The 11495-nt window shown below is 71.4% G+C and carries 13 protein-coding genes; 6 read left to right on the forward strand and 7 right to left on the reverse strand.

From position 1 onward, the window contains the following. Positions 1 to 33: 33 nt before the first annotated feature. Positions 34 to 1818, reverse strand: a complete 1785-nt coding sequence (locus ACFYNX_RS31785; RefSeq protein ID WP_388666604.1) for a bifunctional metallophosphatase/5'-nucleotidase — start codon at positions 1816 to 1818, stop codon at positions 34 to 36. A gap of 340 nt (positions 1819 to 2158) precedes the next feature. Further along, positions 2159 to 3070, reverse strand: coding sequence for a S1 family peptidase (locus tag ACFYNX_RS31790; RefSeq protein WP_388666607.1), 912 nt, complete (start codon positions 3068 to 3070; stop codon positions 2159 to 2161). 825 nt (positions 3071 to 3895) lie between these two features. On the opposite strand from ACFYNX_RS31790, the gene ACFYNX_RS31795 reads away from it, so the two are divergent. The 3 genes from ACFYNX_RS31795 to ACFYNX_RS31805 all read left to right on the forward strand — a co-directional run bounded on the left by ACFYNX_RS31795 (position 3896) and on the right by ACFYNX_RS31805 (position 6594). Further along, the gene (locus ACFYNX_RS31795; RefSeq protein ID WP_388666610.1) at positions 3896 to 4699 is read left to right on the forward strand and encodes an SGNH/GDSL hydrolase family protein; all 804 of its coding nucleotides are present in this window, start codon (positions 3896 to 3898) and stop codon (positions 4697 to 4699) included. 196 nt (positions 4700 to 4895) lie between these two features. Then, positions 4896 to 6152: an extracellular solute-binding protein gene (locus ACFYNX_RS31800; protein WP_388666612.1), complete on the forward strand. Its 1257-nt coding sequence runs from the start codon at positions 4896 to 4898 to the stop codon at positions 6150 to 6152. A 43-nt stretch (positions 6153 to 6195) separates the two neighbouring features. After that, positions 6196 to 6594 carry an NTP pyrophosphohydrolase gene (locus ACFYNX_RS31805; RefSeq protein WP_388666615.1) on the forward strand — a complete coding sequence of 133 codons (399 nt, stop codon included), beginning with the start codon at positions 6196 to 6198 and terminating at the stop codon, positions 6592 to 6594. A gap of 3 nt (positions 6595 to 6597) precedes the next feature. On the opposite strand, the gene ACFYNX_RS31810 is transcribed toward ACFYNX_RS31805, so the two are convergent. Then, entirely contained in the window at positions 6598 to 7284 is a 687-nt protein-coding gene (locus tag ACFYNX_RS31810) for a TetR family transcriptional regulator (RefSeq protein ID WP_388666617.1), read from the reverse strand. A gap of 117 nt (positions 7285 to 7401) precedes the next feature. Here ACFYNX_RS31810 and ACFYNX_RS31815 point away from each other — a divergent pair, with 117 nt between their 5' ends. Further along, entirely contained in the window at positions 7402 to 8595 is a 1194-nt protein-coding gene (locus tag ACFYNX_RS31815) for a cytochrome P450 (RefSeq protein WP_388666620.1), read from the forward strand. After that, on the forward strand, positions 8592 to 8816 hold the full coding sequence (locus ACFYNX_RS31820; protein ID WP_125656905.1) for a ferredoxin: 225 nt from the start codon (positions 8592 to 8594) through the stop codon (positions 8814 to 8816). Before ACFYNX_RS31815 ends, ACFYNX_RS31820 begins: the two co-directional genes overlap by 4 nt. 211 nt (positions 8817 to 9027) lie before the next feature. Here the strand turns inward: ACFYNX_RS31820 and ACFYNX_RS31825 are convergent, their stop codons facing one another. Together ACFYNX_RS31825 and ACFYNX_RS31830 are read right to left on the reverse strand one after the other, a co-directional pair. Further along, complete coding sequence (locus tag ACFYNX_RS31825; protein ID WP_125656902.1) at positions 9028 to 9402, reverse strand: hypothetical protein; 375 nt, start codon at positions 9400 to 9402, stop codon at positions 9028 to 9030. A 126-nt stretch (positions 9403 to 9528) separates the two neighbouring features. Continuing rightward, positions 9529 to 9864, reverse strand: coding sequence for a helix-turn-helix transcriptional regulator (locus ACFYNX_RS31830; protein WP_125656997.1), 336 nt, complete (start codon positions 9862 to 9864; stop codon positions 9529 to 9531). Between the two features lie 276 nt (positions 9865 to 10140). On the opposite strand from ACFYNX_RS31830, the gene ACFYNX_RS31835 reads away from it, so the two are divergent. Then, positions 10141 to 10332, forward strand: coding sequence for a DUF4236 domain-containing protein (locus ACFYNX_RS31835; protein ID WP_365549646.1), 192 nt, complete (start codon positions 10141 to 10143; stop codon positions 10330 to 10332). 65 nt (positions 10333 to 10397) lie between these two features. On the opposite strand, the gene ACFYNX_RS31840 is transcribed toward ACFYNX_RS31835, so the two are convergent. Both ACFYNX_RS31840 and ACFYNX_RS31845 read right to left on the reverse strand, forming a co-directional pair. Continuing rightward, complete coding sequence (locus ACFYNX_RS31840) at positions 10398 to 10577, reverse strand: DUF6480 family protein (protein WP_388666625.1); 180 nt, start codon at positions 10575 to 10577, stop codon at positions 10398 to 10400. Between the two features lie 143 nt (positions 10578 to 10720). Then, positions 10721 to 11062: a DUF6479 family protein gene (locus ACFYNX_RS31845; protein ID WP_388666628.1), complete on the reverse strand. Its 342-nt coding sequence runs from the start codon at positions 11060 to 11062 to the stop codon at positions 10721 to 10723. Positions 11063 to 11495: the final 433 nt, after the last annotated feature.

The raw sequence follows: 11495 nt of genomic DNA on the forward strand, positions 1-11495 counted from the left end.
GGGGGTTCCCGATCGCCGGGGTTCCCGATCGCGTCAGCCCTTGACGCGGACGCGGTCGAGGGGTGCGGGGGAGATCGTCCTGTGGGTCTTGAGGTAGTCCACGAAGCTCTCGTGGTCGGCGCCGTTGCGGACGGGTGCGGTGTAGCCGGCGAAGGCGTCGTATCCGTCGGCTCCGACGACCGTGTAGGCGAGGGCGGCCACCCGGTAGGTACGGGCGGGGTCGAGCGGCCGGCCGTCGATCAGTACGTCGCGCGGGGAGACCCGGTCGCCGACGGGCCGGGTCGGGTCGTAGCCGTAGGAGACGTTGCGGGACACGGCGAGGGGCGCGGCCCTCACCGTGCCGTCGGCCTGTGTCTGCCACTGCTGTTCGAGGATCGCGTCGAGCCGGCTGCCCTTCACGCCGACGGTGAGCACCGGGTTTCCGTAGCCGTAGGCGTTCCAGGACTCGCCGAACAGGATGCGTCCGTCCGCGTCGGCGGGGTGGCTCCCCTTGGCGAACGGCAGGTCGCCCCGTACGGCGTTGCTGCCCTTGGCGGGCCGTGCGGAGATCAGCGCCAGGTCGGCCCGCCCCTCGGGGGTGCGGTTGGCGTTCCAGTACTGCACGTCGGCGTACAGGTCGGCCGCCGTGCTCTCCCCCGCGGCGTTCGGCGTGCGGGTGAAGGGACCCGTCTGCCGGGCGAGCGGCTCGGCGAACCGCCGGGCCGCGCGTGCGACCCAGTGGTCGACGATCTTCTGGACGTCGCGGTCCGGTGTCACGTCGCGCGTCACCGCGTGGTTGACGGACCGGGTGCGGTCCCTGAGGACCTCGCCGGTCCTCGGGTCGAGGGCCAGGTTGATCTCGCTGATCACGGCGCCGTGGTTGCCCGCTTCCACGACCGGGCGCGGCACCCCGGCCGGGTCGGGCAGCATGCAGTTGAAGCGCCAGTGCCAGTCCCCCGTGACGATCGCGTCGATCTCGGCGGGGACCTTCTTCGCCAGTTCGACGACCGGCCCGTAGACGGAGTCGCACGCGTTGTAGCCCGCGGTCGCGGTGTTCACCGGAGAACCGCCCTCGTGCACGTTGAGGACGATGGCCTCGATTCCGCGCCGCTTGAGTTCCGCGGTGGAGCGCTCGATGGTCCGCACCTGGTCGAGGGCGCGCAGCCGCGGCTGGAAGGAGGTCGAGCCGGTGACGGTGGCTTCCACGGTGGTGCTGATGAAGCCGACCCGGACGCGTTTGCCGCTGTCGGAGCGGAACGTCTCGACGCGGTACGGCTCCACCACGGGGCGACCGGTCCGCGCGTCGACGATGTTGCCCGACTGGAAGTCGAAGTCGGCGCCGTGGAAGCGCCGTCCGGTGGAGTCCGTGAAGCAACTGTCCACGTCGATCGTGCCGAAGCACCGGCCCTCTTGCATGTGCTGGACGAGGAACTCCGGGGAGACGTCCAGTTCGTGGTTGCCCATGGCCGAGAAGCGCACGCCCAGCTTGTTGAGGACCTCGATCGTCGGCTCGTCCTGGAAGGCGTCCACTTCGAACGGCCAGCCGGAGAAGCTGTCACCGGTGGCGAAGGTGACGGAGCGGGGGCGGTCGCCCCGGAGCCGCTGGAGGTGGGTGGCGAGGTAGGCGGCGCCGCCGACGGTGACCGAGGTGCCGCGTCCGGTGGGGATGGAACCGCCCTGACCCGCGGTGGGCGGCTGCAGGTATCCGTGGAAGTCGGTGAAGCTGAGGAGTTGGACGTCGACGGTGTCGACCGCGGCTGCCGGTGAGACGGAGAGCGCGCCGCCCAGAAGGGCGGTGCCCGCGGCGACGACGCCGATCCGGCGAAGGAAGTTTCTCAAGGCGATGGCTCCTTCGGAGTGGGCGAGCGAACCCATCCCACTCCCCGCCGATGTCATGGCCATGAACACCGCACTGCGCTCCGAGACATGGGGAATGACCCCTTCGGCGAAGCGCTGCCCGGCGGGCGGGCGACGGAAACACGAGGTGGCCGGAGCCTCGACTTCCGTGGCCCCGGAGCCGTACGGGTCGGTGAGTCCTTCCTTCCGGCCGGGACCTGTCGGGACCGGTCGGGACTGGTCGGGGCCGGTCGGGACCTGTCGGGTCCGGTCGGCGGGGGCTCACAGACGAAAGGCGCCTCCGTCGACGGAGGCGCCTCCCGGGAGCGCGGTGGGTCAGGGGTCAGAAGACGCTGACGCCGTAGGCGCTGAGGGCCTCGGTGACGGGCTGGAAGAACGTGGTGCCCCCGCTGGAGCAGTTGCCGCTGCCGCCGGAGGTGAGGCCGAGGGCGGTGGTCCCGGAGAACATGGCGCCGCCGCTGTCGCCGGGCTCGGCACAGACGTTGGTCTGGATGAGGCCGTAGACGACGTCGCCGTTGCCGTAGTTGACGGTGGCGTTGAGGCCCGTGACGGTGCCGCTGCGCAGGCCGGTGGTGCTGCCGCTGCGCTGGACGGACTGCCCGACGTAGGCGTTGCCGGCGCCGGTGATGTCGCGGTAGGTGCCGTTGTAGAGGTAGACGCGCCCGTCGGCGGCGGAGGCGTTGGAGTGACGGATGATGCCGTAGTCGTTCGTGGGGAAGCTGGTTCCGGCCCGCGTGCCGAGGACGGCGGTGTTGGCGGAGTTGGTGTACCAGGTGCTGCCGATGTTGGTGCAGTGTCCGGCCGTCAGGGCGTAGTAGGTGCTGCCGCTGCGGACGTTGAAGCCGAGGGAGCAGCGGCCGCCTCCGGCGTAGATGGCCTGGCCGCCGGCTATGAGCTTGTTGATCTTCCCCGCGGTCCGCTCGATCCTGAGGTTCCCGGCGTTGTCGCCGGCGGCCTTGCGCAGGGTCGCGATCTCGTCCTGGGAGACCGTGGAGTCGACGGTGACGACGACCTTTCCGGTGGCCTGGTCGGTGTACCAGGCGGAGCCGGCCACGTCGGCCCGGAGGACGGCGCTGCTGGTGGTGGCCAGGGCGGTGGCGGTGGCCCGCGCGGTGTCGGCCTGCTGCGCCGAGGAGACGGGGGCGGTCAGGGCGGAGGCGGCCACGAAGGCGCCGAGCACGGCGATCAGCCGGCTGCCCCGGGTGATGCTGACGCGACGGGACGAACGGTTCACTGCATCCTCCGGTGGGGGTGGTCGGGCCGCTGGGTGAGGGGCCCGGTGGAGCACGGATCGGCGGCGGTGGCCGCCATGAACCTGTCAATTGCTGGGGGAATCCTCGACTCCGCGCCGGAGTGCCACAAGGTGTCCTTTCGGCCGCTCTACGCGCGTCCACGCCGCGAGGCGCACTCCACAGGATCGAACAAATAAACACCTCACCTTCCCCCTCTCCCTGAAAGGCCGTCAGCAAGTTGCAGAAGGTGATTGCGTTCCGGAACTCCGCCTCGCCCCGAGGTCCGGCCCCTCGGAGCACGAAGAGGCGGAAGGCGCAGCTCCGCGCGGATGCGGCTCCGCCGGCCCCGCGTTCCGGCCGCACGGGACGAGCACGCGCTGACGCAATGCCCCACGGCCGTACGGAGCCACGGGCGGCGTCACGCGAGCCCCCTCCACGCCACGGCGAACCCGCAGGTCCGGACCGCGCGACGGGAAGAGCGACCGGAGAGACCACCGCCTCCACCGAGCACGTACACGGCAATGATGACCATTCACCCGATCCGCCACATGGCCGAATTCATACGCTCGAAGACGCGACGGACACGGTTCCGGTGCGGAATCGCCCGTCCCGCCCACAGGAGAATCACCCTCGTCCCGCCCGGGAGCGCCGGGTCGCACCGGCTCGCACGCCAAGCCCCCTTCGGGTGGCCCCGATGCCGGACACCCCGCGCCCCTCGCACCTCCGACGCCCGAGGCGAACAGAAGAAAACCTCTTCGCACATCTATTCCGTGAGCCACGCGCCCTGCTAGAAGTGACTCCCCCTCACTCCCAAGGAGCCCCTTGTCATGCGCACAACTAAGTTGAGATGGGTCCTGTCCGCGCTCCTGGCCGCGTCGGCCCTCACCGTGGGTCTCGTCCAGCCCGCCTCAGCCGCCGCGGCGGCCGGGGAGCGCTACGTCGCGCTCGGCGACTCCTACTCCTCGGGGGTGGGCGCCGGCAGCTACCTGTCCGACAGTGGCGACTGCCAGCGCAGCAGCAAGGCCTACCCGTCCCTGTGGGCGGCGGCCAACGCCCCGGCCTCGTTCGCGTTCACCGCCTGCTCGGGGGCGACGACCAGCACGGTCAGAAGCGGTCAACTGACCCCGCTCACCAGCTCTACCACGCTCGTCAGCGTCACCGCGGGCGGCAACGACGTCGGTTTCGCCGACGTCATGCAGACCTGTGTGCTGCAGAGCGAGGCGACCTGCGTCAACGCGGTGAACAACGCCGTCGCGCAAGTCAACGGCACCCTTCCCGGGAGCCTGTCGTCGCTCTACGGCGCCATCCGCAGCCGCGCACCCCGGGCCCGCGTGGTGGTCCTCGGCTATCCGCGCTTCTACCGGTTGAACGGCAGTTGCATCGCCGGCCTGAGCGAGACCGAACGCGCCGCGATCAACCGGGGCAGCGACGCCCTGAACGCCATGCTCGCCAAGCAGGCCGCCAACGCGGGCTTCGCGTACTCCAGCGTCGTGGACGAGTTCACCGGCCACGAGATCTGCTCCGGCAGCGCCTGGCTCCACAGCCTCACGGTGCCCGTCTCCAACAGCTACCACCCCAACGCCACCGGCCACTCGGGCGGATACCTGCCGGCCTTCCGCTCCACCGTCTGACCACTCGCGCGGAACCCCGCGGAAGCAAAGCCCGTCCACGCCCGCCTATCGGAAGACACCATGCTGAATCCTCCCGATTGGAGTTATGCAACAACCTTTCGGTAGGGGGCGAAATCAGCCCGTTCACAGGAGAGGATTTCGGTCGCACCATCCGATGAACCATGAGGAACAATTCGTGCGACCAAGACTCTTCGGCATGACCGCCTCCGTGGCCGCATTCGGTCTGCTGGGTTCCCTCGTCACCGCCTGCGGCTCGTCCGAGGACGGCCGGACGACGCTGCGCCTGGTGGCCCCCGAGTACGGCACCAGCCCCTCGACCGGCTCCAAGGCGTACTGGGACAGGCTGACCACCGCCTTCACCGCCGCCCACCCCGGCAAGAAGGTCGAGGTGACGCTCTACCCGTGGGCCGAGGTCGACCGCGAGGTCACCCGCATGGTCCAGGAGGGCGACGCGCCGGACGTGGCGCTGCTGGGCGCGTACTCCGACTTCGCCGCGCAGGACCGTCTTTATCCCGCCAGTGAGGTGCTGTCGATCAGGACGGAGGCCAATTTCCTGCCGCCGCTCGTGGAGGCCGGCTCGGTCGACACCGTCCTCTACGGTCTGCCCTTCGTGGCCAGCAGCCGGCTGCTCTTCTACAACAAGGAGTTGTTCGAGAAGGCCGGGGCGAAGCCGCCGAAGACCTGGTCGGAGCTGAAGAAGGCGGCCGGGGCGCTGAGGACGGCGGGCGTGCCCTATCCGTACGCCCTGCCGCTCGGCCCCGAGGAGGCGCACGCCGAAGCCCTGATCTGGGAACTCAGCAACGGCGGTGGGTACACCGACGTCCGCGGGGAGTACACGCTCGCGTCCGACCGGAACACCCAGACGTTCCGCTGGATCAAGGACAACCTGGTCGGGCCGGGCCTGACGGGCCCGGTGCCGCCGGCCGAGCTCAACCGGGAGGACGCCTTCGCCGCGTTCCTGCGCGGCGACGTCGGCATGGTCAACGGCTATCCCTCGCTCCTCCACGAGGCGACGGAGAAGGGCGTGAAGGTCGGCACGCTGCGCATGCCGGTGTCCGACACGTTGAGCGACGAGGAGACCCCGCCGGCGGCGGGAGTCGCCGACTGGATGATGGCCTTCAGGCACGACGGCAACCGCGAACTGGTCAGCTCCTTCCTGAACTTCGTCTACCAGGACAAGAACCTCAACGAGTTCGCCGAGCGCTACCACCTGCTGCCGTCGACGGTGTCCGCCACCCAGGTGTCCCAGGACGCGGCGGCGGACCCCGACGCCGAGCAGTTCCTGATCGCCCTGCGCGGTGCCCAGCTCTATCCGGTCAACGAACCGTCCTGGCTTCAGGTCAGCGACACCATCAAGCGGAACATCGGCAAGGCGGTCGCGCCCTCCGCCGACCCGAAGGCCGTGCTGGAGCAGATCGCCCAGCAGGCCCGGGAAGCGGCGGAGCCCGAGTAGCGGCCTCCGGGTTCCACGGGGGCCGTACTGACATCCTGGAGCCATGAATCCCGAGGATCCGCTTCTCCGTCCCCTCCTGCTGGTGGACGGGGCCAATGTCGTGGGATCGGTGCCCGACGGCTGGTGGCGCGACCGGCGCGGGGCCGCCGAGCGGCTGCGCGACCGGCTCGCCGCCACCGGCGGCCCGGCCGACGGGCCGTACCCGGGTCCGTACGACATCGTCCTGGTCGTCGAGGGCCGCGCCCGGGGTGTCGCCTCCGTACCCGGCGTGCGGGTCGAAGAGGCTCCCGCCAGCGGCGACGACCTGATCGTCGCACTGGTCCGGGGCGCGGACGGCCGCCCGTGCCTGGTCGTCACGGCCGACCGTGAGCTGCGCGAGCGCGTGCGGGAGGAGGGTGCCCGGTGCGTGGGCCCCCGCGCCCTCCCTCCGGACACCCCCTGAGGTCTACGCCGTCCCCGGTCCGCCGGACGGGTCCCGGCCCCTGTCGGGCGGAAGGCCGTCCAGGAGGTGGGCGAGCGTTTCGAGGACCAGGCGGCAGATCTCGTCCGGGTCCGCCTCCGCCAGGGGGCGTTTGCCCACGACCACGCGCATCAGGCCGATGCCCAGCAGCCACGACAGGGCGAGGTCCGCCCGCAGCGCGCCGTCCTGCCGGGTGCTCAGCTCCGCCAGGGCCTTGGCGTACGCGTCGCCCAGCGCGGTCACCGCCGCCGACACCTCGTCGCCGCCGCCCACCGAGCGCAGCATCGTCTTCAGCGACCGGCTCGCTCCGGGGGCCCCGGCCGGGTCCGCCGGCGGGTGGAGCAGGCTGCGCAGCACCACCTCCACCAGCCGCTCCGGCGGAGTGCTCCGCAACTGTTCGTACCCGCCCTGCGCGACCACCTCGCCGAAGAGCGCCTGCTTGGAGCCGAAGTGCCGGAACAGCAGGGCCTGGTTCACCCCGGCCCGGGCGGCGATCTCCCGTACCGTCGCCCGGTCGTACCCGCGCTCGGCGAAGAGCGCCGACGCCGCGGCGAGCAGCCGCTCCCGGGTTCCGCCGCCCCGTACGGGCCGCTCCACGGACCGTTCCGCCGCGCCCTCCCGTCGTACGGGCGTCCGCTCCGGCGCCGTCCCGTCGGCCCTCGTCCGCGTCATCCCCGCCGCCCTCCGTGCCCCGCCGTCCGTCCCCCGAACGGCGCAACGGCCCCATTGACCGCCTCTGGAGACCACCCTAGGTTCTGTAAGCACCTGCTTGCACGACGGAGGTGCCGCATGACCGCGACGACCGGCCCCACCCCCCTGGACTATCCGTTCAACGAGCCCGAAGGCCTCGGCCTCGCCGAGGCGTACGCCGAAGCACTGGAGCGACCCGGGCTGTTACGCGTCCGGATGGCGTACGGCGAGCCCGCCTGGCTCGCCACCCGCTACGCCGACGCCCGCCTGGTCCTCGGCGACCGGCGCTTCAGCCGCGCCGAGGCCGTCAAGCACGACGAGCCCCGCCAGTCCGAGGCGCAGCAGGACTCCGGCATCCTCGGCATGGACCCGCCCGGCCACACCCGGCTGCGCACCCTGGTCGCCAAGGCGTTCACGGTCCACCAGGTCGAGAAGCTGCGGCCCCAGGTGCGCGAGCTGGCCCACGGGTTCCTCGACGACATGGAGGCCGCGGGTCCGCCGGCCGACCTCGTGGAGTCGTACGCGCTGCCGATCCCCGTCGCGGTCATCTGCCGCATGCTCGGCGTGCCGGAGGAGGACCGGCCGAAGTTCCGGGTGTGGAGCGACGCGGCGCTGTCCACGAGCTCGCTGACCGCCGAGGAGTTCTGGCGCAGCCGCGAGGAGCTGCGCGCCTACATGGCGGCGCTCATCGAGGACCACCGCGCCCGCCCGCGTCCCGACCTGATGACCGGGCTGATCGAGGCCCGTGACACCGGTGACCGGCTCACGGAGCTGGAGCTCGTCGACCTGTGCGTGGGCATCCTCGTCGCGGGGCACGAGACGACGGCCAGTCAGATCCCCAACTTCGTGCACGCCCTGCTCGACCATCCCGAGCAGCTCGCCCTGCTGCGCGAGCGGCCCGACCTGATCAAGGGCGCCGTCGAGGAGCTGCTGCGGTTCGTGCCGCTCGGCAGCGGCGCCGCCTTCCCCCGGTACGCCACCGAGGACGTCGAGGTGGGCGGCACGCTGGTGCGGGCGGGGGAACCGGTGCTCGTGGCGATCGGCGCCGCCAACCGCGACGCCCTGAAGTTCACCGGCCCGGGGCGGCTCGACGTCACCCGCACCGGTGTCCAGCACCTCGGCTTCGGGCACGGCGTCCACCACTGCCTGGGGGCGCCGCTGGCCCGTCTGGAGCTCCAGGAGGCGGTCCTGGCGCTCCTCACCCGCTTCCCCGGTCTGCACCTGGCGGGGGACGTGCGGTGGAAGGACCGGATGCTGGTGCGCGGTCCGCGCGAGATGCCGGTGGGCTGGTGAGCGCGGTGGGCTGGACCACCGAGGTCGACCGGGGGATGTGCATGGGCTCGGGCATGTGCGCCGGGCTCGCCCCGGACCTGTACCGGTTGGAGGGCGACACGGCGGAGCCGGTGCGCCGGGAGATCGCCGAGGACGAGCGGGCCCTGGACGCCGCCGACTCCTGTCCGGCGCTCGCCATCACCGTCCGCGCGGGCGCCCGGACGGTGGGCCCGCGGCACTGACGGAACCGGCCCGGGGATGCCGGGCCGGTGCGCGTCCTTCCTGTCGGCCGCCGTCGGGCCGGTCGGCAGGAAGGGACGTGCGGGCCGTCCGGCCGAATCCTCCGCCGTCGTGGACGGGCGCGTGCCGGCCGGGAGTTCAGACTTCAGGAACTCCTTTCGTAGAGAATTTCACATTTCTGCAAGTCTTGGACATGCGTGAGGAGGGAGGGGGTCAGACCTCCATCTCCTCTTCGACGCGGCGCAGTTGGTGCCGGGCCATGGCGAGGTTGGCCTTGTGCTTGTCGAGGACGAGGTAGAGGAAGAGGTTGGTCTTGCCCCTTCCCTTCCCCAGGGTGATGAGGTGGTACTGGTTGCCCAGCGTGATGAGGATGTCGTCGATCTGCTCCTGGAGACCGAGGAGTTCCATGGTGTGGATCTTCGCCCGGATCACGTCGGTGTTCGCCGCGACCGCCACGTGGATGTCGAAGTCGCGTCCGCCGCCGAGGGACCCCAGGGCCATGCCGCTGGTGTAGTCGCCCACCGCGGCGGCGAGGCTGCCTTCCACCCGGGTCATGATCTCTTTGAGAGAGACTTCCACGTTCGCCATGGGCTGCCGCCTTTCCTCGTGGGATGCCGGGCGCCGTGCGCGCCCGTCGACGTGACGCTACCCATCCCGCCCGTTCGACGGGGGCGCTTTGCCCGAACACGTGGACAGGGCGGCCCCGCCGGACGGTCAGTGGCGGGGGGAGGCGTCGAGGTCCGCGAGGAGCGCGGCCTGGCCCTGGAGCACTCCGGTGAGGATGCCGCGCGCGACCCGGAGGAGCTCCGCGACCTCGTCGTTCACCAGGCGGTAGTACACGCTGACGCCCTCGCGGCGCGTCAGGACGAGGTTCGACCTGCGCAGCACGGCGAGTTGCTGGGAGAGCGCCGCCGGCTCCACGCCCACTTCGAGGAGCAGCTCGGAGACGGCGTGCTCGCGGATGCTGAGGAGCTCCAGGACCCGGATGCGGACGGGGTGGCCGAGGGTCTTGAAGAACTCGGCCTTCAGTTGGTAGAGCGGCGTGCTCACCTCGGTGGCCGGTTCGCCGCCCGCCGCCCTGGGTGCGCGTGTTGGCACGGTGGGCCCCTCCCTGGCTACGAGGCGGCCGTCGTCGATCCGCCGGTGGTGTGGCCCCACGATCCCAGACTCCCGCACCACCGCACACCCGACTCCTCACATCGGGGCCGCCCGGTGCGGTCGCGGGCACATGGTACGGCCGGCACCGGACATACGGACGACGACCGCTCCGGAAGCGGGAACGTCCGAACCGGCCGTCCGCCCGCGCACCGAGGACAGGGAGACATCATGCCTCTGACATTCCGCAAGAGCTTCAGGATCCTGCCCGGCGTCCGCCTGAACATCAACCGCAAGTCGTGGTCGATCACGACCGGTGGGGGCAAGCACGGCCCTCGTCACACCCGCAGCAGCACCGGACGCCGGACCACTTCCGTGAACCTGCCCGGCCCCTTCGGCTGGCGCAAGACCAGCCGCGGTTGATCCGTACGGCCTTGCCGTGTTCGGGGCACCGACCGGGCGGTGGCCCGGAGCTCCCCGACGCGGAGTCAGAGGTCGATGATCCGGAACGCGAAGAAGAGCGCCACGGAGAGCGAGCCGAGGAGGATGAGGGACACCCAGATCATGGGGTGCTCCCAGATGCCCCCGTCGGGTCGCTCGGGATGGGCGGAGGAGATGGAACCCTCCACGGGCGGGGTCTCCTCGGGGGGTACGAGCGGTTCGGCCATGACCTCTCCTCCGATCGGTGAGGCGGATGCGCTGCCGTCTCCACCGTTCCTCGACCGGGAGACCGGTACCAGTCGCGTCGTTCTTGCGTCGAAACGCGACGCGAGGGGCGTTCGGCACGTCCGGGCGGGCCCCTGCGGGCCCCTCACCACCTGCGCCGCTCCTCGGTCGGCGGCTCGGACGACGTTTCGGTGCTGCCGCCCAGGAGCTGGTACGGCCTGAGCCGGCGCGCCGCGTCCGCGAACGGCGTCCGGACGGGGTGCCGGTACTCCGACGTCCTGCCGGGCCGCCGGTCGGTCGCGGGGCGACGCGGCTGGGAGGCGGGGTCGGGAGGCGGAAGTTCCTCGTCCCCGATCCTCGCGCCGAGGAGGAAGGCGCCGATGATCACGGCGACGACGAGGAGCCCGACCGACGCCTGGGCCAGTCCCGCCTGCCAGACGGCGGCGGCGTTCGTGAAGGGCGCGGCGCCCGACGCGTATGCACTCATGTCACGTCCCTGTGGTCGAGAGGGGCGGAGCCGCCGCGCGCGCACCGCGGCGGTCGCCGTTCCTCTGCGGTCGACACCCCGAAGGTGCCGTTTCGAGGACTTTTCATGCGATATGGGCCCGTCGGATGCACCGTGTCACGGCGCGGCCGCGCAGGGTTTCCGGTCACCGTCCGTGATGCGCGGGACGCCGGGCCGCGGCCCGTACGGACGGGGGAAGGAGTGAAGCGCCGTTCGCACACGGGCCGGGCCGCGCACCGTCCCGCGTCGCCCGCATCCGGGGAGGCCCGCACGCGGAAGAAGGGGGAGCCACACCACGACACTTCCGGAGATCTCCCTTCCCATGTCCGATCAGCACGATCCCGCCCCGTACGACGCCCTGCTGCTGCTCTCCTTCGGCGGTCCCGAGGGCCCGGACGACGTGGTCCCGTTCCTG

The organism is Streptomyces sp. NPDC007872, assembly GCF_042868165.1.
GTDB lineage: Bacteria > Actinomycetota > Actinomycetes > Streptomycetales > Streptomycetaceae > Streptomyces.